Raw genomic sequence first — 24,160 nt, 5'->3', positions numbered from 1 at the left:
CCGGGTCGGTCGTCACCTTCACCCCGCTGTTGCAATCGGCGGTTAGGGAACAGGTCGCAACGACCTGAGGTGCTGCCATGACCCCCCGCCTGCTTTCCGCAGTTTCCGTTTTCGCCCTGCTGGCGAGCCCGGCGCTCTCCCAGAGCTTCAACCGCATCGCGTCTTTCCCGGTCATCGCCAATATGGCCGATGGCGAGGACAAATCGCGTGAATCCTCGGCCGAGATCATCTCGGTCTCGAAGGACGGCAACACGCTGATCTATACCGACAGCCCGCTGGGCGGCGTTGGCCTGATCGACATCACCGATGCCAAAGCCCCGAAACCGCTTGGCAATATCGACCTGCATGGCGAGCCGACCACCGCCTATATCATCGGCGACAAGGCCGTGGTGGGGGTCAATACCTCGGAAAGCTATGCCAATCCCTCGGGCCGTCTCGCGATCATCGACATTGCAACGGCAACCGAGACCGGATCCTGCGATCTGGGCGGTCAGCCGGATTCGGTCGCGGTGGCACCAGATGAAAGCTTTATCGCCGTCGCGATCGAGAATGAGCGCGATGAAGACCTGGGCGATGGCGGGCTGCCGCAGATGCCGGCGGGCTATGTGGTAAAGCTGCCGCTGAAAGACGGCGCCCCGATTGCGCGGCCATGCAAAAGATCGACATGACCGGCCTTGCAAGCATTGGCGGCGAAGATCCCGAACCGGAATTCGTCGATATCAATGCGGCCGGCGAGATCGTCGTCACGCTGCAGGAAAACAACCATATCGTGGTGATCGGCGCGGACGGCCAGATCGCCGCGCATTTCTCTGCCGGCGAGGTCGTGCTGGAGAATGTCGATACCAAAACCGACGGCAAGCTCGACTTCACCACCACAACCGACCCGCTCCCGCGCGAACCCGATGGCGTGCAATGGATCGACAATGACCATTTCGCAACCGCCAATGAAGGCGACTGGAAGGGCGGCTCCCGCGGCTTCACGATCTGGAAAAAGGACGGCACGATTATCTGGGATTCCGGCAACAGCCTGGAACATGCAATCATCGGGATCGGCCATTACCCCGAAAAACGCTCGAAAGCCAAAGGGATCGAGCCGGAGGGCATGGAATTCGCCCGTTTCGGCGATACGCCCTATCTGTTCGTTCTGTCCGAGCGCGGCTCGGTCGCGGCGGTCTATGATGTGACCGACCTTGCCGCCCCGAAACTGACCCAGCTGCTGCCCTCGGGGATTTCGCCCGAAGGCGTGATGGCAATCCCTTCGCGCAACCTGCTGGTTACCGCGAATGAGGCCGATCTGGGCGAGGACGGCGCCGCACGGGCGCATGTGATGATCTATGAGCTGACCGATGCCGCGCCCGCCTATCCGATGCTGACCTCTGCCGGGGCAGAGAAGCTGATCGGCTGGGGCGCGCTTGGGGCGCTGGCCTCGGTTGAGGGCGTCGAAGGCCGCCTTTTCGCCGCCTCCGACAGCGTCTATTCGGCAATGCCCTCGATCTATGAGATCGACATCACGCAAAGCCCGGCGAAGATCGTCGCCCAGACCGTGGTGACGCGCGGCGGCCAGCCGGCGCAGAAGCTCGATATCGAAGGGCTGACCTCGGATGGCGAAGGCGGCTTCTGGCTGGCGAATGAGGGCAATGCCGAGAAACTGGTGCCGCATGCGATCCTGCGCGTGAATGCAAAGGGCGAGATCAGGGAAGAGATCTCGCTGCCGGTTGAACTGCTGGCGCATCAGACCCGGTTTGGCGCCGAAGGGATCGCGAAGGTCGGCAATGTGCTCTGGGTGGCGATGCAGCGCGAATGGGGCGATGATCCGAAGGGTCAGGTGAAGCTGCTGGCCTATGACCTTGACGCAAAGGAATGGAGCGCCGTCGCCTATCCGCTGGAGCCGAAGGGCGAGGGCTGGATGGGGCTGTCGGAACTGACCGTCCATGGCGATCATGCCTATGTCATCGAACGTGACAATCTGATCGGCGATGCGGCGGTGGTGAAAAAGATCTTCCGCGTGAAGCTGGCCGATCTGAAGCCGGTGAAACTGGGCGAGACCCTGCCCGTCATCACCAAGGAAGAGGTTCGCGACCTGATCCCTGAGCTGAAATCGCTGACCAATGGCTATGTGGTCGACAAGGTCGAGGGTCTGGCATTCGATCACGAGGGCAATGCCTGGATCGTCACCGATAATGACGGCGTCGATGACAGTTCGGGCGAGACCCTGTTCTGGAACGCCGGAAAGTTCTGATCAGACCCTTCTCTCACTGATAAAAGGCCGGGCTCCACCCGGCCTTTTCCTGTTCTGCGCCAGACCGCGTGGCAGAAATCCCCCCTTGCGGAGGGTCTTGTGCCAGCGGATCCTGCGGCGGTTCTGCCCTTTCGTACCAGGTATCATGTCGCCGCAGCCCCGAACCACCCGCAGCCTTGAACGCCATATGGGCACAAGGGTGCGTGCCGCCCTGCCCCCTATGGCCTCGCAGAGCTGGTGATGTTCGTGCTGAAACAGGGCTGGGCCTGCCTGTTTGGTGGCTTGTTGCTGGTGGCGATCCTGATCACCCGCGCGGTCTGGCAGCCCGACTGGGCGCTGGCGCGCTACGATTTCCTGTTTCTCTTCGCGATGGCCATCCAGGCCCTGTTCCTCTGGACGAGGCTCGAGACCTGGGACGAGGCGCGTGTTATCCTCCTCTTCCACCTGACCGGCACCGCGATGGAATGGTTCAAGGTCGGCGCCGGGTCATGGGCCTATCCCGAGGCGGGGCTGCTGAAGCTAATGGGCGTGCCGCTGTTCTCGGGCTTCATGTATGCGGCGGTGGGCAGCTATATGGTCCGGGTGATCCGCATTTTCGAGATGCGCTTTGCGCCTTATCCACGGCTCTGGCTGACCTGGATCCTGGCGGGCGCGATCTATGTGAATTTCTTCAGCCATCACGTCCTGCCCGATATCCGTATCCTCCTGTTTGTCGCCACGGTGCTTTTGTTCGGCCGCACCCGGATCTGGTTTCGCATCTCGGACCGGGACTGGTGGATGCCGCTGCCGCTTGCCGCATTTCTGTCATCGCTGGCATTGTGGATCGCCGAGAATATCGGAACCCTGACCGGCACATGGCTTTATGCCGGGCAGCGACCGGACCACCTCGTCAGCTTTGCCAAGATCGGATCCTGGTATCTGTTGCTTTATGTGGCCTTTGTGACGGTCTCGCTGGTCAGCCGCGAGGCGCTTTACCCGCCCGGGCGCCCCCTGCCCCGCGCCAGAAACCGGGATGCGATCAGATCAGTCCGCGCCACATCAGAAAGCCCACAAATCCCGCTGCAACCACAATCAGCGAGAAGGCAATCGAGGTAAGCACACTGCCGCGCCCCCGGCGCCCTTCTCCCCGCGCCAGCGGCGAGAGGTAGCGCAGACAGATATCGTAATCGCGGGCGACAGAGCCCTCATCAATCTGCGCGTGCAGCCTTGGGTTTTGGGTCATATTCGCTGCCTGGGCGAGCGCCGCCGCCGATTTGCGAACGCGGCGCGGCAATCTGCGCCCGGCATGACGCAGCTTCTGATCGAAATCGCGCCCACGCGCGCCGACCCGCTCGACGAGCAGCTCTTCGACCCTGCCGGCCATCTGGCGGATGGTGACCGCGCTCATGATCTGTCCTCACAATCTGCAGAAATTATCCGTTTTACCTGAGGTTTTCGCAACAGCTCTGGTTCGGGACAATTCGTTTCGATATGGAAACGTTCATGCTTGCAACAGTCCGTCACCCCGCTTCCGCCCCCGATGGCTCTGTGCCGCTCCTGATTGTGCATGGCCTGTTTGGCTCGGCGCGCAACTGGGGCGCGATTGCACGCCGGCTGGCCGACCGGCGCGATGTGGTGGCGGTGGATATGCGCAACCATGGCGAAAGCCCGCGCGCCGGGATCCAGGATTATCCGTCGATGGCCGGGGATCTGGCCGAAGTGATCGAAAGCCTTGGCGGTAGGGTCGATCTTCTGGGTCATTCCATGGGGGGCAAGGCGGCGATGCAGCTGGCCCTGACCAAAGCCGCGCTGATCCGCCGCCTGATCGTCGCCGATATCGCGCCGGTCGGCTATAATCACGATCAGAGCCCGCATATCCACGCGATGCGGGGGCTGGATCTGACCGGCCTGACCTCGCGCGGCGAGGCCGACCGGCGGCTCCAGGCCCTTGTCGATGACCCGGCACTGCGGGCGTTTTTCCTGCAATCGCTGGATCTTAAGGCGGCAGGCGGGCCGGTCTGGCGGCTCAACCTTGATGTGCTGGAACGCGATATGGCAAAGATCATCGGCTGGCCGGGGACGGAAGGCCATTTCGACGGCCCGACCCTGTTCCTGACCGGCGCCGAGAGCCATTACGTCCGCCCCGAACACCGCGAAACCATCCGCGCGCTGTTCCCGCATGCGCGTTTCGCGAAACTGCCCGGCGCCGGCCATTGGCTCCATGCCGAAAAGCCGCGTGAATTCGAAGAAACGGTCCGCGTCTTTCTGAACGCCTGACCCCGGGTCAGAGATCGGGTTCCGGATCAGCCGCAGCCGGGGGCGCAACCGGCAGCCAGAATGGCGGCATCGTGCTGAGCGCGCCCCAAAGCCCGGTGGCGCGTTTCAGCGCCGCGGTGACCTCTGTGCGCTCGCCCTCGCGCCCCTTTTGCCGCGCATTGGCAAGGTCATTCAGCAGGCCCAGCTCATCCTGCAATTCCTGCATCCGGGCCAGGAACAGCTGCCAGCCTTCCGCCGGCCAGAAGTCCTGGAAGAACTCGCCCAGATAGCGCAAAGTCTTCAGATCCTTGCGGAAATCATGCCGCGCGACCTCTTCCATCTTCGCGGGGTCATCGCCATGGCTGCGCGCGGCCCGCCAGGCATCCCCCATCACCAGCCCGGCGAGCAGGCGCACCGGCGCGGCCCGTACGATCTGGCTGCGGCGGTTCTGTTTGAACAGCTCCTGCGAGCCGTAAAGCTTCAAAAGCCCTGGCGCGAAACCGACCGCCTTGCTGTCGCGCAACATCTTGCGGGTCTTGCGGCGGATCTCCAGCGTACGCCGCCCGAGCGTTTCGCTGTCGCCCGGATGCGAGGCGAGGAAGACATCGGCATCGCGCACCTCGCCAAGCGCCCGGAACAGCCGTTTTGCGGCTGACCGCACCTGCCCCGCCTGTTTGCGCCTGAGGATCGGCGCGAAAGCGTCCAGCGCCGTCGTCAGCCGGCGCAGCGCGACCCGGGCCTTATGCGGGCCGCTTTCGTCTTCGGTTTCCAGAAAAACCGCCAGCTGCCGGTCGAGCGCGGCGCAGCAGCCGATGATCAGCTGTCCAAGGGCGTCCTCGCAGCTGGTGTCCGGCGAGAGGACGGGCATGGGCGTTACGGCTTCGGTCACATCACTCCCCAGGGGCATACGCCCGCGTTATATCCCGGCAATGTGGATCGCCTGCGTGAAGTTTTTGTAACAATGCCGCAAAGCCAGGCAGATTCAGCAAGATTGGCATATGATCTGGAACGTTCTATCTCTTGGAACGATCCAGGATAATTCTCATCTGCGGCATCACGCGAAACAACGCCCGCAATCCAGGGGCGAGGTCCGGCGCATGGTCAGCACCTCGGCCGCGCGCGGCTGCGATTGTCCTGCGACGGAGGAGTGGGGTGATCCCGGACATCGCCGTTCATGACACTGATACGGTGCGATTTTTGTTCAATGAGGACCCCGTCTCGCTGGTCGCGGGAATGTCGGCCCCGGGCATGGGTCAGGGGAGTGGCTTCAGCCATACCGGTCTGGCAGATGCCATCGGGCGCCATGGTGCAAAGCCATGAGAGCCCTACCCATCCCTTCTCCGCCACCGGTCTCTGCATCACCGGAGGCGCCGGGATCATCACCGACGCCGAGGCCGCGGCCCATATCAAAGTTGGCGCCACTGTCACCGTCTTCTCCTACTCGGCCCTTGGCTGCCCGGATTTCGAGCTGCGCGCCCTTGGTGTGTGCTTCAGAAGAAGCAACATCCGCCCGGGATCACCATGCTGCACCTGAGCGCGGCTGACGATATATCTGGCGTCAAGTGGATCGACTGGCTCGCGCAGGTCGGGCTGATCTCAAAGGTTCTGGTCGGGTCTTACCCTGCCAACGGCTCGCAAATGCCGACGCCGGAGTTCTGGAAGATGATCACCGAAGACGAGGTCGTGGTCTGGAAAACCTCGTCGGGGATTGTGTTCGATATGCTGCGCGATGAACGCGTGTGCCGCAAGCTGGCCGATTACCCGCCGCGCCGAGTTTGGTGACGAGACCTGATTACACTTTCCGAACATTTATTCCGATATTTGCACGCTCCGCATCTCCACTTCCGACACAAATGGCAACCTTACCTATGGATATCAGGGTGCCTGTCTTGGCGGCCGGGAACAGGCAATCGCCACCCGCAACAAAGGCGAACTGGTGATAGCCCAGGTTTCGCGGAAACCTGGGCCGGATTCCTGAGAACGCTTGATGTGCGCGTTCCGGGGAATCTGCTGGATCTCGTGGTCCTGGATCCCCATCAGCGCCAGACTACTTGAACCGATTACAACACGCCGATTTCCGGGCAGATCCTGCGCCCCGGAGAGAGCTTTACCTGAGCCGAACACAGGATCGAACAAGCCATCGCGCGCCGCGATGGAACTGATGGGCGGCCAGACCGCCAATCACGGTTTCGGCATTTCCGTCATGGTGGCGCGTATCCTGCTGGAAGGCGGTCGTCCACAGGCGGAGACCCGGGCGATAGAACAAGGTGCGATGGGCGGCAAGTGCCGGACCGACTACACCCCCAATTCATTTGCCTATGTGCCCTCAGCGCAGCAAGTCATCTATTTCCAGGGCGCGGGTTCGACATGTCGTTCCTGTCCTTCCCGAGATGGATACCGAGTGCAATGTCAGTGTCGCGAAATCTGGTAAAAAACCCGTCTGACCGCCGGTTGCGGCGGGTTTGTCGACATCACTTCGCATGCGAGGACGATCGCCTTCTCGGGCTGGCTCCAGACAAAGGCGGGGGTCGGATTGACAGGATCCGGCTTTTCTTTTGCAATACCTGTCAAATTTATCAGGATGGTTGAGAAATTCGAACATGTCACTTTCTCTGCTGCGCGCCCGCGACATCCCCGCCACGAGCCGGGGACGGGTCCGAGTTGCGGAAAACGCGATACGCATGCCGCTCTCGCTCCATGGCTCCGGGCCGATGGGATGGCCACCATGAGCGCGGTGCATCTGAACCGCAATGGGCAGATAGTCGGGATCCGGCTCGAAAATCCGGCACAGCTGACCTGTTTCAGTGCCGATATGCTGGCGCAATTTGCCCCCCTTCTCGACGCGATTGAGACAAGCCAAGCGCGCCGGGCGCTGGTCACCGCTACACCGGAAAAATGCTCCTGCCCGGGTGCCGATATCACCGGCTGGAGCGGGCTGAGCCCCCGGGATTTCGCCCGGCATTGGGTGCGTAGTGGGCATCGGATCTTCGACCGGCTGGCGCGACCGGCGCAGCCGATGTTTACCTTGATGGAGAGTCACGCTTTTGGCGGCGGGCTGGAGCTGACATGCGCCTGCGACCTGCGCGTGATGGTGCCGGGCGCGACGATTTCACTGCCGAAAACCGGCCTCGGCATCGCGCCGGACTCGTCGCGAACGCAGCTTTCTCGCGAAAGCTCGCGTAAGTGGTCCTACAAGAAATATCATTTTTCGGACGCCTGACGCCCCACAGAGGTCACATTGGCCTGAGCTAATTACATAAATCGTACATAATTCCTCGCCGCCGCTCGCAAGATCGCCAAACAGGCGATCTTGCGAGCGGCGGCATGAACCAAAAAGGCCTTGGCCGCGAAAACGGTCGCTGCGGGCGTGAGGACTATCTCGAACCGAAATCGGTGGTCAGGCGCATCGGTCGCACGTGGGCGAACTGGATGCGGTGAGCCGGTCAGAAATCCACCAGCGGCTGATGCAGGACCTGAAGGCGCGACGGCTCCTCGCCCGCCATCGCGCGTAAGAGCATCTCGCCCATGCTGCGCCCCGCAAGGCGGAGGTCTTCCACCATCGTGTCGATCCGGGGCCGCATCAGATCGAAAATCGCCGAGGCGCGCTTGGCCACGACATCGATCTCGCGCCCGGGCACCAGCCCGCAATCGCTGATCGCGGCCAGCGCGGCCATCGCCGAGACCTCGCCCACGCCGATGATGCCATCGGGGCGGTCTGGCTGCGACAGGCGCTGGCGCAGCCAGGCCATGGTCTCGGCCGCGGATGTGTCGAGGCTGATCGCTTCGGGAATCTCGCAGCTGATGCCTGCCGCCTTTGCCGCTGCCACAGCCCCCCAGCGAAGATGCTGCGCGAAGGAGAAATTCGCCGGGGGCAGCACGATCATCAGGCGTTTGCGGCCCCGGGCGATCAGCCGCTCGACCGCGAGACGGGCGAAGGCTTCATTGTCGTAATCGACCCAGGGGTGGGGGGCGGAAAACTCGGTGCGGCCATGGCTGACAAAGGGAAAACCCTGTTCCAGCAGATAGCGCACGCGCGGGTCAAAGGGCTCGGTCCGGTTGAAGATGACACCGTCGCCCAGCCGCGCCTCGACGATACGGCGAACCGAGGACAGCCGGTCGCTGCCGAGAATATCGGGGAAGATCGTCACCGAATAGCCGGTGCCGGTCAGCGCGTCAGACAGGCCGCCGATCAGCTCATGGGTGAAGCCAAGGAATTCATGGTCGAGATTCAGCACCAGCTGCACCACCCGCGTGCGTCCGGTGCGCAGTCTTTGTGCCGCGCGATCAGGCACATAGCCAAGCCGGTCTGCCGCTGCCCTGACCAGATCCCGCGTCGAGGCTTTGATCTGCGGATCCAGCGCCAGCGCCCGCGACACGGTCGTGACCGCCAGGCCGGTCTCGGCCGCAATGGTGCGCAGGGTCGGGCGGGATTTTGCCCGGCCACCAGCGCGGCGCAACAGCGGATCGGCAGGAGTGGTTGGACGGTCGGTCAGGGGCTTCACTCCGGGGCGTGTGCGGGGGCGGACACGCCGGCCCGTGTTGCCATGGCGTGAACCCGGAGTATGACAAAAAAATGCAACGATACAACTGAAGAACTGAATCTGAGAAACTTCGCGATATTTCCGCACCATAGCGCAAAAATCGCTTATTTTTCTGCATTGCAGCAATGTGGAGCGGCAGAAAGAAACAGTTGACGGGCAGCCATATTGTAACGTTTCAATAATCTGTTCCCGCAAGGGGCTTAACATCTGGGAGGATGCGATGAGGAAGATGACAAAGGGCATGGTCTCGGCGCTGGCGCTGACCTTCGGCCTCGCCTCAATGGCGGCGGCGGAAGATGTGGAAGTGCTGCACTGGTGGACCGCAGGCGGTGAGGCGGCAGCGCTGAACGTGCTGAAAGAGGATCTTGCCTCGCAAGGCATCGGCTGGGTCGACATGCCGGTGGCCGGTGGCGGCGGCGAGGCGGCGATGACCGCGCTTTCGGCACGTGTGACCGCAGGCGACCCGCCGACTGCGGTGCAGATGCTGGGCTTTGACATCACCGACTGGGCCGAACAGGGCGTGCTCGGCAATCTCGACGCGGTCGCGGGCCCGGAAGGCTGGGACAAGGTGATCCCGGCGGCGCTCCAGGCCTTTTCCAAACATGACGGCCACTGGATCGCGGCGCCGGTCAATGTGCATTCGACCAACTGGGTGTGGATCTCGAAAGCGGCACTGGACAAGACCGGTCTGGGCGAGCCGACCAATTGGGACGAGCTGATCGCGGTTCTCGACAAGATGAAGGAAAACGGCATCACGCCTCTGGCCCATGGTGGCCAACCCTGGCAGGATGCGACGATTTTCGACAGCCTCGTGCTGGCCCAGGGCAACGATTTCTACAAGGCGGCCTTTATCGACCTCGACCCCGAAGCGCTTGGCGGCGAGAAGATGGCTGCGGCTTTCGATCAGCTGATCAAGCTGCGCAGCTATGTCGATGACAATTTCTCGGGCCGCGACTGGAACCTGGCGTCGGCCATGGTGATCAATGGCGAAGCGGGCATGCAGGTCATGGGCGACTGGGCCAAGGGCGAATTCCTGAAAGCCGGACAAAAGCCGGGCGAAGGCTTTATCTGCATCCGCTTCCCCGGCACGCAGGGCGCGGTGACCTTCAATGCCGACCAGTTCGCGATGTTCAAGGTAAAGGGCGAGGAAAAAGTCAAAGCGCAGCTGGCGATGGCCTCGGCTATTGAAAGCCCGGCCTTCCAGTCGGCCTTCAACGTGGTCAAGGGCTCGGTCCCGGCGCGCACTGATGTGCCGGATACCGATTTCGACGATTGCGGCAAGAAGGGCATCAAGGATCTCGCCGAAGCCAATACCAATGGCACGCTGTTTGGGTCCATGGCGCATGGCTATGGTGCGCCGGCTGCGGTGAAAAACGCGACCTATGACGTGATCACCGCCGTCTTCAATGGCGAATATACCGATGGCGCCTCTGCCGCCACTGCCCTGAAGGACGCCGTCGCGGCCGCGCAGTAATCACGCCCGCGTTTCGATCCCGGTGCGGGCGGACACCGCCCGCGCCACAAATTCCTGAACAGGAATTTGCTCAAAAATTTACGTAAATTTTTGTCGCGCCCCAGGCGCGACCGCCCCGCAAGCGGGAATAGGGAGGGGAAATGGCATCTGCATCCGAGGCCGATTTCCGCACGAGATTGCAGGACTGGCTGCCGAAGCTGGTTCTCGCCCCATCCGTCGCGGTGACCTTGTTTTTCGTCTACGGCTTCATCCTCTTCACAGTGGTGTTGTCTTTCACCAATTCGAAAATGCTGCCGAGCTGGGATTTCGTCGGATTTTCCAACTATGTCCGGCTGTTCTCGCTGCCGCACTGGCATGTCGCGCTGAAAAACATCGCGATCTTCGCCACGCTTTACATCGTGATCTGCACCGCCATCGGGTTGATGCTGGCGATCTTCCTCGACCAGAAGATCCGGGGTGAAGGCGTTTTGCGCCCGATCTACCTCTATCCGATGGCGCTCTCGTTCATTGTCACCGGCACCGCCTGGAAATGGTTCCTCGACCCTGGCATCGGGCTGGAACATGTCATGCATCAATGGGGATGGGAGAGCTTCTCCTTCACCTGGATCAAGTCGAACAGCATGGCGATCTATACGATCGTGATCGCGGCGGTCTGGCAGAGCTCGGGCTTTGTGATGGCGATGTTCCTCGCCGGCCTGCGCGGCATCGACAATGAAATCCTGAAAGCGGCACAGATCGACGGGGCCTCGAACTGGCAGCTTTACCGGCGCATCGTGATCCCGCTTTTGCGGCCGGCCTTTCTGTCGGCCTTCGTCATCCTCGCCCATCTGGCGATCAAGTCCTACGACCTTGTCATAGCCCTGACCGGCGGCGGCCCTGGCCGCGCCACCGAGATGCCCGCAACCTTCATGTATTCCTACACCTTCACCCGCAAAGAGATGGGCGTCGGCGCCTCTTCGGCGGTGATCATGCTGATGACCATTGCCGCGATCATGATCCCCTATCTCTACTCCGAACTGAAGGAGAAGAAGGAATGAGTGTCGCGACCCAGGACACCGCCGTCTCGACCGGCCGCATCACCCGCACTTTCATCTATCTGATATTGCTGCTTTTCGCGCTGTTTTACCTGCTGCCGCTCTATGTGATGGGGATCAATTCGGTCAAACCTCTGTCCGAGATCACCGGCGGCAATATGATGTCGCTGCCGAATGAATGGACGCTCGATCCCTGGCGCTCGGCCTGGTCCACCGCCCAGATCGGCGTGCAGGCGACGGGGCTTAAGCCCTACTTCCTGACCTCGATCCTGATGGTGGTGCCGGCGGTCGCGATCTCGACCATTCTCGGCGCGATCAATGGCTATATCCTGACGAAATGGCGCTTCAGAGGCGATACAATTGTCTTCGGGCTGATGCTGTTTTCCTGCTTCATCCCGTTCCAGATCGTGCTGATCCCGATGGCGCGGGTGCTGGGGATGCTGGGGCTGGCCGGATCGGTTCCCGGCCTGATCCTCGTCCATGTCGTCTACGGCCTCGGCTTTTCGACGCTTTATTTCCGCAACTACTACGCGGCCTTCCCGACCGAGCTGGTCCGCGCAGCCCAGATCGATGGCGCGGGCTTCTTCCGCATCTTCTGGCGCATCATGCTGCCGGTCTCGGGTCCCATCGCGGTGGTCTGCGTGATCTGGCAATTCACCAATATCTGGAACGACTTCCTGTTCGGTGCCAGTTTCGGCGGCACCACCCAGCCGATGACTGTCGCGCTGAACAACCTCGTGCAAAGCTCGACCGGCGTGAAGGAATACAACGTCCATTTCGCCGCCGCGATCCTTGCCGCCATCCCCACCCTCATCGTCTATATCGTCGCGGGCCGCTACTTTGTGCGTGGCCTGATGGCGGGCTCTGTTAAAGGTTGATGCCATGGGCTTTCTCGACATCAAGAACGTCACCAAATCCTACGGCGCGGTCAAAGTGCTGCACAGCGTCGACATTGAGGTTCAGGAAGGCGAGTTTCTCGTCCTCGTCGGCCCCTCGGGCTGCGGCAAATCTACCCTTCTGAACATGATCGCCGGGCTGGAAAGCATCTCGGGCGGCGAGATCGCGATCAAAGACCGGGTGGTCAACGGGGTCCATCCGTCAAAGCGCAATATCGCAATGGTGTTCCAGAGCTATGCGCTTTATCCGAATATGACGGTCGGCCAGAACATCACCTTCGGGCTGGAGATGCACGGGACGCCAAAGCCCGAACGCGACCGCGCGCTGGCCGATGTGGCAAAACTTTTGCAGATCGACCATCTCGTCGACCGCAAACCCGGCCAGCTTTCCGGCGGCCAGCGTCAGCGTGTCGCCATGGGCCGCGCTCTGGTGCGGGATCCGGATGTCTTCCTGTTCGATGAGCCGCTGTCCAATCTCGACGCGAAACTGCGGGTCGACATGCGGACCGAGATCAAAAAGCTGCATCACAAACTGAAACGCACCATCGTCTATGTCACCCATGACCAGATCGAGGCGATGACGCTTTCGACCCGGATCGCGGTGATGAACAAGGGCTATGTGCAACAGCTTGGGACCCCGAAAGAGATTTATGACAGCCCGGCGAACCTGTTTGTCGCAACTTTCATGGGCTCGCCGGCGATGAACATCATCCCGGCAAAGCTGGCGGTGGACCAGGGCCGTGCCTGGGCTGAAATCACCGACGCCGCCGGCAAGCCACTGCGCCTTGGGTTTTCCTCGGGCAATTATGCGGCCTGGGACGGGCGCGATATCCTTCTTGGAATCCGCCCCGAGGCGATCACCGACCCGGAAGGCGCCGATCGCAATTCCCATAATGTGCAGCCCTTGCGCAATATGGTCACCGTGACCGAGCCCGCCGGTGCCGACACCTTCGTGACAATGACCCTTTCGGGCAAGGATGTGATCGCGCGGATGCGTGCGGATGCTGACGTCCACCCCCATCAGGCCTTTGATTTCGCGGTGAATATGGAAAAGGCAGTGGCCTTTGATCCGAAAACCGGAGACCGGATTCAGGTATGAGCCCCGATATCATCATCGGGGCCGGGATCGGCGGCGCGTCACTCGCCACTGCCCTGGCGCCTTCGGGGGCCCGGGCGCTGATCCTCGCGGCGGAAACCCGGCTGCCGCGTGCACTGGCCGATTGTCTTCACCAAAGGGTTCGGGAAACGCCCGCCCCGCCATCATTGCGGCACCTGCCGGATGAGGGCGAGTCCGTGCGCTTCGGTGGTCGATTCCGACCTGAAAGCACATGACTTCGACAACCCCCATATCGCGGACGCCTCGGTCCTGCCGACTTCGGCGGCGGTAAGCCCATCGCTGGCCATCGCGGCGCTGGCGCTGCGACTTGGTGCGCGTCTGGCGGTAAGGTGGGATGACGGCGATCACGCGCGGCGACCTTCCTGATACGCGCCCGCATAGCTATGACCGCTATGCAGAACCACTCTGACCGGCCCTGACCGGACCGCAGTTCATCCTGACGAAACGCAGCCCCGTCGCCCCGTCCTTGTTCAAGACTGGTGGCGTCTGGAATGTCGATCCGCTGGACGCGCCGCTGACAGACCCGTATCACTGGGGCGCCCCCTGTGACCGCCGGATGCCGGTCGAGGGGCCAAAGCTCGCGCATGAGATGATGCCCAAGGCCGCGCCGTAAACCCTTCGTGCTGGCCGAACGTCTGCCGGGGCCGGGGGTCGCAGGCGACCAGGATTACTTTCACCATGCCTGTCGCAATGCCAGCACCGACCACCTCCCGGCCGGCGCTTGCCGTATGGGGGCAGACCCGGAGACGGTCGTCGACCCGCAGCTTTGCTTCGACGGGATTGCGGCGCTCAGGGAGGCCGATGCCACCGTGATGCCGCGCCCGGTCTTATCAAACCCCAATGCTGCCACCATCATGATCTCCGAGAAAGCCGCGAGCATGATTCGCGCGCCCCATGGATTGCAAGGAGCCTCCCCATGATCCGCCATATCGTCCTGATCCGATTTTGCGAGACTGTCAGCGAAGCAGAGATCGCCGCACTGTTCGCCAGTTTGCATCCGATCCGCGACCAGGTCGCCGGGATCAGTGCGATCCATGCCGGGCGCTCGGAAAGCCCCGAACAGATCGAGCGCGGCTATCTGCATGGCTTCACAATCGACTTCGACAACTGGGCGGCGCTGGCCGCCTATCAGGCCCATCCCGATCACCGCGCCCTTGGCGCGCGGCTGGTCGCGGCGGCGGTTGGCGGGCTCGCCGGCATCCTCGTATTCGACCTCGATTGCGGAGCAGGCGCATGATCACCCTTCCGACGACTGCCGGCGGGCTGGAGCGCTGCCGCCTCTGTCGAACAGATCGAGGCGCTGAAGGCGGCGGGAAGCCAGGCAATCCCGACGACGACAAGAGCGCCTCCCGCGACTGGCGCCACGCCTGACATCTCTCACCGCGCTTACTGGCGGCCGTTTGACCAGGCGGCATCGCCTCTCTCGCCTGGATGAACGGCCATCAGCCGGGTTTCATCCTGCCCGCGGCCTTTCATTACTCGCGCAGTATTGCCCGTTTTGCCTGCGTCTGCCGGCTCGCGGATCAGACCGGTCTTCTGGCACAGCCGGATCTGGCGACAAAGCGCATGGTGCTTTTGTGCCGCCTGCATGGCCTGGAACAGCCCGCTGCTGCGCGACCAGACCCGCAAGGAGGTGCGGCGCGCCATGGCCGATCTCAGCTCTGCCTGTCCCCTTTCCGCGGCTATGCGATGGCGCTCGCCAATACGGACGAAGATCCGGCGCTGCTGGCAACCGGAGCGAGGTGCATCGCTTTTGCCGGCGGGATCGAGGGGGCGCCAGGTCACGCGGGAGCGGATGTCAGGCTATCACCGGGTGAGGCGCGATGCGAGATCGCGCCGCTGAGGCCCCTTGCCCCTTCCGGGCGGCCATGCTGCTATCCCCCCGCATCGGCAAAAGCGCCCGCATTGTCACAGAGGCAGGCGCCGCACAGGATCCTGGATCATGACAGAGCTTAACCTGCCCCCCGGCCCGCCACAGGCCAACGATATTTCCGCCTTTGCCGGGATGATCGGCCTGCGGGTAATCTCGGCCACGGCCACACGGGTCGAGGCCGAACTGACGGTGCGGCCGGATCTTCTGAACCGCAATGGCGTGCTGCATGGCGGCGCGATCATGGCGCTGGCGGATATCCTCGGCGGGCTTGGCACTGTCACCGCGATCCGCCCCGATCAAAGCACCACCACCGTCGAGAGCAAGACGAATTTCTTCCGCCCGCTGGTGCTGGGCGAGGTCGTGCGCGCTATATCTGAGCCTCTCCATCAGGGGCGCCGCACCCAGGTCTGGCAAACCTCGGTCCGGCGCGGCGATGGAAAACTGGCGGCACAGATCACCCAGACCCAGATGGTGCTGGAGCCCTGACAGAAAAACACCCGGAGCGTTGCGGCGCCGGGTGCTCTGCCTTGTGCGGCAAAGATGACCGGGTGCTACCGGCCCTCGAATTTGAAGGAATAGGTGCGCCCGGCACCGGCGGGGGGCGGATCAAACGGCGCCGACCGGCGGATGTGATCCAGCGCCACATCATCCAGTTTCGCAGAGCCCGAGCTTCTGGAAATGCTCGCTTTGGCGAGGCTGCCATTATCCGCAATGGTAAAGGAAACAACCGCCGTGCCGCGATCCCCCCCCGACTTCTTACGGGTACGGTTCACTTTCCTCATCACCGAGGCGCCGTAATTTTTTGCCGAGGCCTGACCGCTGCCGACAGAGGACGCGCCCGAGGTCTGCTGCTTTGACGCTTTGGTCTCCGCACGCTCTTCGCTCGCTTTCTTCTTCGGCTTTTCCTTGGCGGGCTCTTTCGGCTTTTCGGCCTTTTTGACCTCTTTCGGCTTTTCTTCTTTCTTCGGCCTTTCTTTCGGCTTCGGCACTTCGACCACCGGCTTCGGCGGCGGTTCCTGGTCAACCTCAGGGGCCATATCCTCGACGATCTCTTCGATCTCGGGGGTCTCGTCCGGAACGTCGGGGGCTTCGGTCAGTTCCGGCGTGTCGGGCGCGTCTTCCTGATCGGGCGTCTGCATCTCTTCCGAAGCCACCTGGTCGGTCACATCCGGGGTCGGCTCAGAGATCGCCTCGATGGCCTGGGCCGGGGGCAACATGACGAGAACCGCCTGCTCTTCCGCCCCGGCCGACATGCCGGCGCTTTCCCAGGTCATCGCCAGTGCCCCAATGGCCGAAACCAGCAGGGCCGCGATCGAGGTCGAGGCCAGCCAGCCCATCGCCCGGCTCTTGCCCGCACCAACATGTGAGGGCAGAACGGGGCAGCGGGCCCGGGTGAAAGAGGGCAATTCCTGGGTCATGGCTGAGATCCTTCCGCAGGAGCGGCGGCGGCGGGGGCGCCTTCCAGCCCCACCAGCGCCACTTTCAGATAACCGGCATTCCGGAGTTCATCGAGAATTTCCATCGTCGCACCGTAAGGCAGATCCTTGTCGGCGCGGAAAAAGATCGTGGTTTCGCGATTGCCGCCCGTTGCGGCATCCAGCACAGCCCCCAGACCGCCCCCCGGCACCGGATCATTGCCCAAAGACAACACCCGGTCCAGCCCCAGAGACAGCCAGAGCGGCTCGTCCGGGCGTTCCGTCGGGGTCGAGGTGCTGCCCGGCAGATTGATCGGCACATCAACGGTCGACAGCGGCGCGGCCACCATGAAGACGATCAGCAGAACCAGCATAACGTCGATAAAAGGCGTGACGTTGATTTCCGAAACTTCGGCATCTTCGTCTTCCGATCCGCCACCAACAGAGGTTCCCATGGATCAGACCCTCGCGCTCAGGCGGTCAAGCGACCGGCTTTGCAGCCGGGCCGCAGCGGCGGCCACATCATTCAGCTGCAGACGGTATTTTGCGAGCTTCCGCGACAGCACATTATAGATCAGCACCGCCGGGATTGCGGCAGCAAGGCCGATGGCGGTCGCCAGCAGCGCTTCGGCGATGCCGGGCGCGACGACGGCGAGGTTCGTGGTGTTCGACTGCGCGATGGCGAGAAAGCTGTTCATGATCCCGAACACAGTGCCGAACAGCCCGACAAAGGGCGAGAGCGAGCCGATGGAGGCCAGGATCCCGGTGCCCGACCGCAGCCGCGCGGCGGCGCCGGCCTCGATGCGGGACATCGCGGTATCGGTGCGGTCACGGGTGCCGGGGATCAGCGCGGGCTCGACCTCGGCGAGGCGCAATTCCTCATCCGCGGCGCGGATCATATCGACCGAGGGGCCTTTGCGACCGGCCACCGCTTCGGCAACCGCGTGGAGGCTAGAGGCGCTGGCCAGCAGGCGCGCGGTTTTGCGCATTGAGGCAAAGGCAAAGCCGAATTCAAACAGTTTGTGGATCAGGATCACCAGTGCCACGAAAGCCGCAGTCGCAAGCCCGATCATCACCGCCTGCACGATGACATGTGCATCCCAGAACAGCGATTCGAGCTCGACCGAATGCACCGGCAGCGCCGCCGGAGCCGGGGCCGGAGCGGCTTCCGCCGGGCCTGCGGCGGGCTGAGCCGCCTCGCCGGTGGCAGCAGGGGTGGCGGGGTCAGCGGCCGGATTCGTGCTCGTTTCAGCGCCGGTTGCCGGCGTGACAGCCGGGGTCGTAGCACCGGTGTCCGGCGTTGCGATGGCACCGGTCTCTTCGGTCGCGGGCGCAACCGGGGCATCGGGCGCGGCATCTGGCACCACGGGCGGGGCCTCACTGCCTTCGGTCACCGGCGCGGCGGATTGCTCCGGCGCCGCATTGGGCACGACCGGCGCCGTATTATCCTGAGCGGCTGCCATGCCACCGGAGAGGATCAGAAGGGAAAGAAGTGCCGCGCGCATCGGTTCAACCACTTGAAGTCTCATTTCGTGCAAAGGGGGACGGGTGAAGACGGCCTGCCCGAGACTGCCAAAGCACAAAGCGAAACCCGCACAGCCTTTGCCACCATCGGTTTTTCAGCCACCCTGGCCGTGGATTTCAGAACCCGGTCAATCTGGTCTCGCCCTGGGAAGATCATCCGAGAAATCCGTTCCACAATCGCCCTGATGGGCCCATGAAGTGCAAGTTCTGCAGCCTCAGACCCGAATTCCGAAAGGGAGATCCGAACCAGTCGGTTGCCTTGCCCCACCGGGCCGCCACCTGAATTCCACCTGTTCAGCCCGCTACCGTTTGGCTGGCACTCCGAATGAGGGGCACTTGCGAGGCAGCAGATTCCGACCTGATCGGTCAGGAATGGCTTTAGGAATACCAGGTGGAATTGTCAAGTATAACCACCCCTCGCACAAACCCTGGGCTGCTGCTGTGCAGCGAAACCTGCGCGAAAGGCGAAACCCCCGGCAAATCAGCCAATTGCCACCATGTGATTGTCCCAGGAGGCGGCGCCGTGCCGCAGCGCGCGCAGGGGGTCCAGCGCCCCGCCAAGCGCCCAGATCCCGCCCCCGCCATCCGATGCGACGAATCCCTGTTCCAGCGCCGCAAGACCACAGATATCGGCCCGCCGATGCGTGGCAAGCGGTGTGCCATCTTCGCCAAACACCATCACCGCGCCCCCCCGGGGCGAGGAAATTGCGATCATCCCCTGATTGGCCGCGATCGATCCCGCATAGCCCTTCATAGTGTAGATCTCTTCCGGCGCGGCCTCAAACAGGGTGATCGCGCGGCCCGGCTCCCAGCGGGCCAAAAGCGGTACCGGATCAGACAGGTCGCCCTGCCATTGCAGCGCGACCGCGACGCCCTCGCCCACAAGTGCAAGATGGCGCAGGGAATTCTGATGCAGATCGGGCTCCAGCTCGGCAACCTCAAGGATCTCTCCCGAAGGTGAGAGCAGCGCGAGGTTAGAGCGCATCGTGTCGAGGTTCAGCGTGGTGCGGTCGGAAGGGTCGGTCTGAATACCGCCATTCGCGACGATCAGCCGCCCGTCCGCGAGACGCTTCATATCATGCGGGCCGATGCCGCCGGTCCGCCATTCGCCGATCCGGCGGTAAGTCTCCGTCTCCCAGATCCCGATCCGCCCTTCCGACCCTTCGGCCACGACTTCCGAGGTCATCAGGAGCGCCCCATCGGCGGAAAAAGCCCCATGGCCGTTGAATTGCCGCCCCTCAGGCGGGGTCAGCCGATGCCGGATGGCGCCGGTGAAACAGTCAAGCACGATGGCAAAGACACCGGGACGGCGGGCAAAAGCCACCGCTTCGGGCCGCAACGGATGCGCCGCCGCCGCATGGCCGCGCGCCGGCAAAGGGATGGAAAACAGGCTTTCGCCATCGGATCGCAGCCCGTGAAGGACATAGTCCTCGCCCTCTTTCCCGGCAGCGAGCCAGGCGGGGCTGCCGACATCCGCCCAGCCAAGCCCGGGAAGCGACAGCGAGGCCAGCCCCGCCAGAAATCCGCGCCTTGTGGCCATTTCTGTCAGTCTCCGTCCTGCGAATTGAAGCCAAGCCCGACGCCCAGCACCGGCGCCATTTCGGAAAGTGCGATGGCGCGGGCAGAGCGCACGAGGCGCTGCACCTCAAGGATCTTCTCGCGCCGTTCTGGATCGGAGACCCCCGCCAGCTGCGGCTCGTCCAGCTTGCCGGTCGCGACGATCGCACGATCCATCGCGGCGATTGTGCCGGCCGCATCGGGTTCAAGCGCAGCCGTCAGACGGCGGATGGCCTGCAATTCCAGAAGGATATTGCGGGTTCCCCGTCCCGAGGCGCGGGCCTCGGCGCGTTCCGGGCGCGGCTTGTCTTCTTCGCCAAGCGGGCGGCCAAGGCGTTGATCGGCAATGAATTCAAGCCCCCCCATCAGCTGGGTAAAGACCGCCTGCATCGCCTCGGTCCGGTTGAGAAACCGGGTGTTGCCGTCGCTGCCCGCGCTCAGCAGCAGCTGCGCAAAGCCCTGATCCCCGGTCCAGCCTGCATCCAGAACCGACGCCAGCCGCGCAAGGTCTTTCACCGTGGCCCGGAGCAGCGGACAGGAATCGGCGCCGGGCGGCTCGCCTGGGTATAACAGGCGTTCCAGCCCCGTAAGCCCGCGTGCCGCCACCGATTGCTTCGCGAATAGCTCAGGCTCGAGGCTCGCCGGGTCACCCAGCAAAAGCCCGCGCTGCGCCTTGGCGCCAAGCCCTTTCGGATCGGGCCAGAACCGGATCGCCAGCGCTGTGCCGCCCTCTTCCGAAGGGCCGAAATGCAGCCAGGACACCGCCATCCAGGCGTCAAACGCCTTGTTGAACGCAGGGCGCAAGGTGGTCGGATCACATTGGCCGCCGGTCTCGGCGAAATGGCTCTCGGTCTGTGCCTCAAGCGCGGCGGTCGCTTTGGCGAAAGTGGCAAACCCCGGCAGCATGACGGTGTCGACCGCCTGTTTCAGATCGGCCAGTGCAGGGCCGGCGCCACAGATCAGGGCCAGGGCAAAACCGAAGGGGCGAAAACGCGACATCACAGGCTCTCCAGAAAGGCGATCAGGGCTTCACGGTCTTCGGTCGGCAGGGCAATCACGGCATCTCGCTGCGCCCCGGCCTCGCCGCCATGCCAGAGCACGGCTTCGAGCAGCGAGCGCGCCCGGCCATCATGGAGGAAATTCGTATGGCCGGAAACCTGTTCGGTCAGCCCGATCCCCCAAAGCGGCGGCGTGCGCCATTCGCGCCCGGTCGCGCGGCCCTCGGGGCGGTCATCGGCCAGCCCCTCGCCCATGTCATGCAGCAAGAGATCGGTATAGGGCCAGATCAGCTGGAAGCTTTGCTCGGGCTGATCCTTCAGGCGGTGGGTCACGAATTTCGGGTTGTGGCAGCCGACGCAGTTCAGCCCGTAAAACACCTCTTTGCCACGCAGGACCCGGGGGCTGTCGATATTCCGACGCTCGGGCACGGCGAGGTTGCGCGCATAGAAGGTCACAAGATCAAGGCTTTGCCCATCGACCTCCAGCCCGTCCCGCACGCCCGGCTCCTGGCCATGCGGCGACTCGCGGCAGGCGGTCTGCGCCGGGGTGCAATCCCCCCAGGGGTCGGGGACCAGCACCGTCGACAGTCCCATATCACCGGAAAACGCATCGGCAGATTGCTGGCGGATGGTTGGTGTACCGGCCTTGAGGCCAAAGCGCCCCAGCATCGGCACGGCAAATTCCTGCGAGGGCACGATCGAGATGCGCCCCGAGATCCCGTCGCCATCGGCATCGTCAGGATCGGCCAGCGCGATGATATCGGCGGCCGGAATCGCCTCTAACAGCCCGAGGCCGATCATCTGCGGCGCGATACGGGGCGAGATCATCAGGTCCTTGTGGAAGGCGCCAAAGCCGGGGTTCGAGATGGTGTAACCGGGCTTGCGCAGCGACACGGTCAGGCCATCGGCCAGCGTCACCGGGGTCTCGGTCCAGGCAATATCCATCCGGCCCTCGGCCGGCAGCCCGGGCACCGCGAAATCCTGCAGCTGCCCGCCATAGACCGGGTCCGGCAGTGTCGCGATCCATTCGGAAATCCCCGGCGGCGCCTCGCCCCCCGGGACAGACAGGCGCAGAAACATCGAAACCCGCGCCTCATCGGGCGTGGCAGGCGGATGACCGCGCCCGTCTTTCAGATGGCAATCCTGACAGCCCCGCGCATTGTAAAGCGGCCCCAGCCCGTCCGATGCCTTTGTCGAAGACGGCGCCGAGACCCAGGTCTTGCGAAACAGCGCATTGCCAAGCTTGAAATCCATCTCGCGCTCAAAGGGCATATTGCCCGACAGAATGGAAAATGCATCCGCATTGGGCCTGACGCGCACGGTCGCGGCGCCGCCCTGCATCAGTTCGAACCCTTCGGGTCTGGTGAAATCGGTGGTGGGTGCGATGACCCGGGCAATCCGGGCGGTTTCGGCCTTGGTGCGGGCAATCACCGGCAGATGCCGGTCGTCCAGACTTCCGGCGCCCGGATCTCTGTCTTCCGGAATGTGACTGTCCGGATCTGGCATGACCGCTTCCTGCGCGCGGGCGGGCAGGACGGCGGCCATCAGGAGGAGGAGAAAAGCAGGCGCGAACCGGAGGCGTAACATGATGAACTTCCCTGAACCCGTCTTGCCTGATCTTTTTCCCCGAGTCTTTCAATCGGAAAACGCAGGCAAGCAGCGGCTGCGTGACCCTCTGTCGCGCCCCGCCCCGGTTTCGGATGCAAGTCCCGCCCGCCTGCCTTGCTCCACCGGTCACCCTCCCAGGCGGGGCCCCGGACGAGCCGCCAGTCGCGCCTCCCCGGCGCAGAGCGGCGCGCTGACCGGACTTGCGGCCAAGCGGCAAAGTCGGGCTGTCGGAACCCCGTGCGCGTGCTACGCTCCGCAAATGCCGCCGGCACAGCCGTGCCTGGGGCCGGGGAACAGGAAAGGCAGATCATGGCGACACATTCTGATCCTGACTGGATCAACGGCCCGGTTGCGGCGCTGCGGGCCTGGCGGGACAGGCGGCCAGAGGTGCTGGCCCCGGCCCTGCCCGATGCCGTGACGCAGCATGTCCTCGCCCCGGAAGGGGGCTGCCCGGGCGGGCTGGTCTTCACGCCCCTGGCATCTGGCGCCGGGGACGAGGCCGCGCCGATTGTCTATTTCCATGGCGGCGGCTTTATCACCGGCTCGCCCTGGACCCATCGTATCGTGACCGCCTGGATCGCGCAGGAGACCGGCGCGAGGGTGATCTCGGTCGCCTGGCGCCTCGCGCCCGAACATCCGTTTCCCGCCCAGGCCCAGGACGCGGTCGCAAGCCTGCGGCGGCAGCTGACAGGCGTGCGGCAGCTGCGGCTTATGGGCGACAGCGCGGGCGGCCTGGTGGCGCTCTGGGCCTTTGCCGGGCTGACAGAGACGGAACGCGCCCGCATTGCCGATGTCACGCTCTTTTATCCGGGAGCCGGACCGGGCATGCCGCCTGCCCCGCAAAATGCAGCACATGAGGCCGATGGGCTGGGGCCGAAATCGCTGGCCTCCTATCACCGCCACCTGGATCCCCAGGCGCTGATTGCCGGGGATCCGCGCCATGACCCTCTGGCACCGGGCTTCCCCCGCCCTCCGGGCCTGACCATCCTGGGCGCAGGCATCGACCCGGTTTTGCGCGACGGCGAAGCCCTGGCACGCGCATTACAGGGCAGGCTGGTGCTGGCTGACGGGCTCGATCACGGTTTTCTGGGCGGGCTGCCCGCAGACCCCGCGCGCGGCTGGTTGCGCAAGGCGCTTGGCCTTACGGAGAGGGGACGGGTGTGATGAGCCGGGGGACCATATCACCCGCCCCCTGCCCCTCTCAGTCTTCCGCGTCTGCGCCCTCATCCCGCGCCATTTCCGCGACCGCCGTTTCACGCAACGCGTGCAGATCAGAGATGGTGCGCTCAAGCGCCTCGCGCTGCCGCGCCAGCTCCAGCAACTGACGGTCGGCCATGCCGAGCCAGGCCTCCAGCTGCGACCGCTCGCCCTTGTGACCATAGATCAGCAGCCATTGCCGGATCTCTTCCAGCGAAAAGCCGAACCGCCGCCCGCGCAGGATCAGCTTCATCCGCGCCACCTCGCGCGCTGTGTAAAACCGGGCGCGGCCCTCGCGTTCCGGGGCCAGTAGTTCGATATATTCGTAATAGCGGAGCGTGCGCGGCGTGACATCGAATTTCGCGCACATCTCTTTGAAACTGATCCGAATCTGATCCGGCATAAGGCCCTCCGCCCGGCAGATCGTAGGGCGCGCCGGGCCGAAATGGCAA

The 24,160-nt window shown here is 63.6% G+C and carries 27 protein-coding genes and 1 pseudogene; 16 read left to right on the top strand and 12 right to left on the bottom strand.

What is annotated here, in order from left to right; translation table 11 throughout:
• The first annotated feature begins 77 nt into the window (after nt 1–77).
• Together QNO18_RS06465 and QNO18_RS06460 are read left to right on the top strand one after the other, a co-directional pair.
• Nucleotides 78–2,239, top strand: a pseudogene (locus QNO18_RS06465) (esterase-like activity of phytase family protein).
• Nucleotides 2,240–2,479: 240 nt separating this feature from the next.
• Entirely contained in the window at nt 2,480–3,334 is an 855-nt protein-coding gene (locus tag QNO18_RS06460; protein WP_283177022.1) for a DUF817 domain-containing protein, read from the top strand.
• Here the strand turns inward: QNO18_RS06460 and QNO18_RS06455 are convergent.
• Nucleotides 3,258–3,626, bottom strand: coding sequence for a hypothetical protein (locus QNO18_RS06455; RefSeq protein ID WP_198836911.1), 369 nt, complete (start codon nt 3,624–3,626; stop codon nt 3,258–3,260). The two genes, QNO18_RS06460 and QNO18_RS06455, sit on opposite strands and share 77 nt — an antisense overlap.
• 95 nt (nt 3,627–3,721) lie before the next feature.
• Between QNO18_RS06455 and QNO18_RS06450 the strand changes: the two genes are divergently transcribed.
• Complete coding sequence (locus QNO18_RS06450; RefSeq protein WP_283177021.1) at nt 3,722–4,495, top strand: alpha/beta fold hydrolase; 774 nt, start codon at nt 3,722–3,724, stop codon at nt 4,493–4,495.
• A 7-nt stretch (nt 4,496–4,502) separates the two neighbouring features.
• On the opposite strand, the gene QNO18_RS06445 is transcribed toward QNO18_RS06450, so the two are convergent.
• The gene (locus QNO18_RS06445; RefSeq protein WP_283177020.1) at nt 4,503–5,363 is read right to left on the bottom strand and encodes a CHAD domain-containing protein; all 861 of its coding nucleotides are present in this window, start codon (nt 5,361–5,363) and stop codon (nt 4,503–4,505) included.
• Between the two features lie 372 nt (nt 5,364–5,735).
• On the opposite strand from QNO18_RS06445, the gene QNO18_RS06440 reads away from it, so the two are divergent.
• Together QNO18_RS06440 and QNO18_RS06435 are read left to right on the top strand one after the other, a co-directional pair.
• Complete coding sequence (locus QNO18_RS06440; RefSeq protein ID WP_283177019.1) at nt 5,736–6,008, top strand: hypothetical protein; 273 nt, start codon at nt 5,736–5,738, stop codon at nt 6,006–6,008.
• Entirely contained in the window at nt 5,996–6,256 is a 261-nt protein-coding gene (locus tag QNO18_RS06435; RefSeq protein WP_283177018.1) for a hypothetical protein, read from the top strand. Before QNO18_RS06440 ends, QNO18_RS06435 begins: the two co-directional genes overlap by 13 nt.
• A 93-nt stretch (nt 6,257–6,349) precedes the next feature.
• On the opposite strand, the gene QNO18_RS06430 is transcribed toward QNO18_RS06435, so the two are convergent.
• Nucleotides 6,350–6,655 carry a hypothetical protein gene (locus tag QNO18_RS06430; RefSeq protein ID WP_283177017.1) on the bottom strand — a complete coding sequence of 102 codons (306 nt, stop codon included), beginning with the start codon at nt 6,653–6,655 and terminating at the stop codon, nt 6,350–6,352.
• Nucleotides 6,656–7,199: 544 nt separating this feature from the next.
• Here QNO18_RS06430 and QNO18_RS06425 point away from each other — a divergent pair.
• Nucleotides 7,200–7,694, top strand: coding sequence for an enoyl-CoA hydratase/isomerase family protein (locus QNO18_RS06425; RefSeq protein ID WP_283177016.1), 495 nt, complete (start codon nt 7,200–7,202; stop codon nt 7,692–7,694).
• A gap of 223 nt (nt 7,695–7,917) precedes the next feature.
• Here QNO18_RS06425 and QNO18_RS06420 read toward each other — a convergent pair whose 3' ends face one another.
• Nucleotides 7,918–8,976 (bottom strand): LacI family transcriptional regulator, encoded by a 1,059-nt coding sequence (locus QNO18_RS06420; protein ID WP_283177015.1) that lies wholly within the window; start codon nt 8,974–8,976, stop codon nt 7,918–7,920.
• A gap of 259 nt (nt 8,977–9,235) precedes the next feature.
• Between QNO18_RS06420 and QNO18_RS06415 the strand changes: the two genes are divergently transcribed.
• The 8 genes from QNO18_RS06415 (at nt 9,236) to QNO18_RS06380 (ending at nt 14,773) form a co-directional block, all read left to right on the top strand.
• On the top strand, nt 9,236–10,489 hold the full coding sequence (locus QNO18_RS06415) for an ABC transporter substrate-binding protein (protein WP_283177014.1): 1,254 nt from the start codon (nt 9,236–9,238) through the stop codon (nt 10,487–10,489).
• A 140-nt stretch (nt 10,490–10,629) separates the two neighbouring features.
• Nucleotides 10,630–11,526 (top strand): sugar ABC transporter permease, encoded by an 897-nt coding sequence (locus tag QNO18_RS06410; RefSeq protein WP_092895445.1) that lies wholly within the window; start codon nt 10,630–10,632, stop codon nt 11,524–11,526.
• Nucleotides 11,523–12,401 carry a carbohydrate ABC transporter permease gene (locus QNO18_RS06405; protein WP_283177013.1) on the top strand — a complete coding sequence of 293 codons (879 nt, stop codon included), beginning with the start codon at nt 11,523–11,525 and terminating at the stop codon, nt 12,399–12,401. Before QNO18_RS06410 ends, QNO18_RS06405 begins: the two co-directional genes overlap by 4 nt.
• Before the next feature lie 4 nt (nt 12,402–12,405).
• Complete coding sequence (gene ugpC / locus QNO18_RS06400) at nt 12,406–13,518, top strand: sn-glycerol-3-phosphate ABC transporter ATP-binding protein UgpC (protein ID WP_283177012.1); 1,113 nt, start codon at nt 12,406–12,408, stop codon at nt 13,516–13,518.
• Between the two features lie 108 nt (nt 13,519–13,626).
• Nucleotides 13,627–13,902 (top strand): GMC oxidoreductase, encoded by a 276-nt coding sequence (locus tag QNO18_RS06395; RefSeq protein ID WP_283177011.1) that lies wholly within the window; start codon nt 13,627–13,629, stop codon nt 13,900–13,902.
• Between the two features lie 100 nt (nt 13,903–14,002).
• Nucleotides 14,003–14,149: a hypothetical protein gene (locus QNO18_RS06390; RefSeq protein ID WP_283177010.1), complete on the top strand. Its 147-nt coding sequence runs from the start codon at nt 14,003–14,005 to the stop codon at nt 14,147–14,149.
• A 7-nt stretch (nt 14,150–14,156) separates the two neighbouring features.
• Nucleotides 14,157–14,456 (top strand): GMC oxidoreductase, encoded by a 300-nt coding sequence (locus QNO18_RS06385; RefSeq protein ID WP_283177009.1) that lies wholly within the window; start codon nt 14,157–14,159, stop codon nt 14,454–14,456.
• Nucleotides 14,453–14,773: a Dabb family protein gene (locus tag QNO18_RS06380; protein WP_283177008.1), complete on the top strand. Its 321-nt coding sequence runs from the start codon at nt 14,453–14,455 to the stop codon at nt 14,771–14,773. Before QNO18_RS06385 ends, QNO18_RS06380 begins: the two co-directional genes overlap by 4 nt.
• Before the next feature lie 149 nt (nt 14,774–14,922).
• On the opposite strand, the gene QNO18_RS06375 is transcribed toward QNO18_RS06380, so the two are convergent.
• On the bottom strand, nt 14,923–15,183 hold the full coding sequence (locus QNO18_RS06375; protein ID WP_283177007.1) for a hypothetical protein: 261 nt from the start codon (nt 15,181–15,183) through the stop codon (nt 14,923–14,925).
• A gap of 295 nt (nt 15,184–15,478) precedes the next feature.
• Between QNO18_RS06375 and QNO18_RS06370 the strand changes: the two genes are divergently transcribed.
• Nucleotides 15,479–15,895 (top strand): PaaI family thioesterase, encoded by a 417-nt coding sequence (locus QNO18_RS06370; protein ID WP_283177006.1) that lies wholly within the window; start codon nt 15,479–15,481, stop codon nt 15,893–15,895.
• Between the two features lie 65 nt (nt 15,896–15,960).
• Here the strand turns inward: QNO18_RS06370 and QNO18_RS06365 are convergent, their stop codons facing one another.
• From QNO18_RS06365 to QNO18_RS06340, 6 genes are all read right to left on the bottom strand, one after another.
• Nucleotides 15,961–16,827, bottom strand: a complete 867-nt coding sequence (locus QNO18_RS06365) for a TonB family protein (protein ID WP_283177005.1) — start codon at nt 16,825–16,827, stop codon at nt 15,961–15,963.
• A complete protein-coding gene (gene exbD / locus QNO18_RS06360; protein ID WP_283177004.1) occupies nt 16,824–17,279 on the bottom strand; it encodes a TonB system transport protein ExbD in 456 nt (151 codons plus the stop codon). Before exbD ends, QNO18_RS06365 begins: the two co-directional genes overlap by 4 nt.
• A 3-nt stretch (nt 17,280–17,282) precedes the next feature.
• Nucleotides 17,283–18,341 carry a tonB-system energizer ExbB gene (exbB, locus tag QNO18_RS06355; RefSeq protein ID WP_283177003.1) on the bottom strand — a complete coding sequence of 353 codons (1,059 nt, stop codon included), beginning with the start codon at nt 18,339–18,341 and terminating at the stop codon, nt 17,283–17,285.
• A gap of 488 nt (nt 18,342–18,829) precedes the next feature.
• Nucleotides 18,830–19,888, bottom strand: coding sequence for a DUF1513 domain-containing protein (locus tag QNO18_RS06350; protein ID WP_283177002.1), 1,059 nt, complete (start codon nt 19,886–19,888; stop codon nt 18,830–18,832).
• 5 nt (nt 19,889–19,893) lie between these two features.
• Nucleotides 19,894–20,904, bottom strand: coding sequence for an imelysin family protein (locus QNO18_RS06345; protein ID WP_283177001.1), 1,011 nt, complete (start codon nt 20,902–20,904; stop codon nt 19,894–19,896).
• Nucleotides 20,904–22,409, bottom strand: coding sequence for a di-heme oxidoredictase family protein (locus QNO18_RS06340; RefSeq protein WP_283177000.1), 1,506 nt, complete (start codon nt 22,407–22,409; stop codon nt 20,904–20,906). Before QNO18_RS06340 ends, QNO18_RS06345 begins: the two co-directional genes overlap by 1 nt.
• A gap of 411 nt (nt 22,410–22,820) precedes the next feature.
• Between QNO18_RS06340 and QNO18_RS06335 the strand changes: the two genes are divergently transcribed.
• Nucleotides 22,821–23,675, top strand: coding sequence for an alpha/beta hydrolase fold domain-containing protein (locus tag QNO18_RS06335; RefSeq protein ID WP_283176999.1), 855 nt, complete (start codon nt 22,821–22,823; stop codon nt 23,673–23,675).
• A gap of 37 nt (nt 23,676–23,712) precedes the next feature.
• Here the strand turns inward: QNO18_RS06335 and QNO18_RS06330 are convergent, their stop codons facing one another.
• Entirely contained in the window at nt 23,713–24,111 is a 399-nt protein-coding gene (locus QNO18_RS06330; protein WP_283176998.1) for a MerR family DNA-binding transcriptional regulator, read from the bottom strand.
• Nucleotides 24,112–24,160 lie beyond the last annotated feature (49 nt).

This window comes from Gemmobacter sp. 24YEA27, assembly GCF_030052995.1.
In the GTDB taxonomy this organism is placed as follows: domain Bacteria; phylum Pseudomonadota; class Alphaproteobacteria; order Rhodobacterales; family Rhodobacteraceae; genus Pseudogemmobacter.
Note: the sequence above shows the minus strand (reverse complement) of the source record. Positions and strands in the feature narration are given on the sequence as shown.

Excerpts from the sequence above, each read along its gene's own strand:
- QNO18_RS06460 (WP_283177022.1), top strand. The coding sequence starts at position 2,480 with ATGTTCGTGCTGAAACAGGGCTGGGCCTGCCTGTTTGGTGGCTTGTTG.
- QNO18_RS06455 (WP_198836911.1), bottom strand. The coding sequence starts at position 3,626 with ATGAGCGCGGTCACCATCCGCCAGATGGCCGGCAGGGTCGAAGAGCTG.
- QNO18_RS06450 (WP_283177021.1), top strand. The coding sequence starts at position 3,722 with ATGCTTGCAACAGTCCGTCACCCCGCTTCCGCCCCCGATGGCTCTGTG.
- QNO18_RS06435 (WP_283177018.1), top strand. The coding sequence starts at position 5,996 with ATGCTGCACCTGAGCGCGGCTGACGATATATCTGGCGTCAAGTGGATC.
- QNO18_RS06425 (WP_283177016.1), top strand. The coding sequence starts at position 7,200 with ATGAGCGCGGTGCATCTGAACCGCAATGGGCAGATAGTCGGGATCCGG.
- QNO18_RS06415 (WP_283177014.1), top strand. The coding sequence starts at position 9,236 with ATGAGGAAGATGACAAAGGGCATGGTCTCGGCGCTGGCGCTGACCTTC.
- QNO18_RS06410 (WP_092895445.1), top strand. The coding sequence starts at position 10,630 with ATGGCATCTGCATCCGAGGCCGATTTCCGCACGAGATTGCAGGACTGG.
- QNO18_RS06405 (WP_283177013.1), top strand. The coding sequence starts at position 11,523 with ATGAGTGTCGCGACCCAGGACACCGCCGTCTCGACCGGCCGCATCACC.
- ugpC (WP_283177012.1), top strand. The coding sequence starts at position 12,406 with ATGGGCTTTCTCGACATCAAGAACGTCACCAAATCCTACGGCGCGGTC.
- QNO18_RS06380 (WP_283177008.1), top strand. The coding sequence starts at position 14,453 with ATGATCCGCCATATCGTCCTGATCCGATTTTGCGAGACTGTCAGCGAA.
- QNO18_RS06375 (WP_283177007.1), bottom strand. The coding sequence starts at position 15,183 with ATGGCGCGCCGCACCTCCTTGCGGGTCTGGTCGCGCAGCAGCGGGCTG.
- QNO18_RS06370 (WP_283177006.1), top strand. The coding sequence starts at position 15,479 with ATGACAGAGCTTAACCTGCCCCCCGGCCCGCCACAGGCCAACGATATT.
- QNO18_RS06365 (WP_283177005.1), bottom strand. The coding sequence starts at position 16,827 with ATGACCCAGGAATTGCCCTCTTTCACCCGGGCCCGCTGCCCCGTTCTG.
- exbD (WP_283177004.1), bottom strand. The coding sequence starts at position 17,279 with ATGGGAACCTCTGTTGGTGGCGGATCGGAAGACGAAGATGCCGAAGTT.
- QNO18_RS06350 (WP_283177002.1), bottom strand. The coding sequence starts at position 19,888 with ATGGCCACAAGGCGCGGATTTCTGGCGGGGCTGGCCTCGCTGTCGCTT.
- QNO18_RS06345 (WP_283177001.1), bottom strand. The coding sequence starts at position 20,904 with ATGTCGCGTTTTCGCCCCTTCGGTTTTGCCCTGGCCCTGATCTGTGGC.
- QNO18_RS06340 (WP_283177000.1), bottom strand. The coding sequence starts at position 22,409 with ATGCCAGATCCGGACAGTCACATTCCGGAAGACAGAGATCCGGGCGCC.
- QNO18_RS06335 (WP_283176999.1), top strand. The coding sequence starts at position 22,821 with ATGGCGACACATTCTGATCCTGACTGGATCAACGGCCCGGTTGCGGCG.
- QNO18_RS06330 (WP_283176998.1), bottom strand. The coding sequence starts at position 24,111 with ATGCCGGATCAGATTCGGATCAGTTTCAAAGAGATGTGCGCGAAATTC.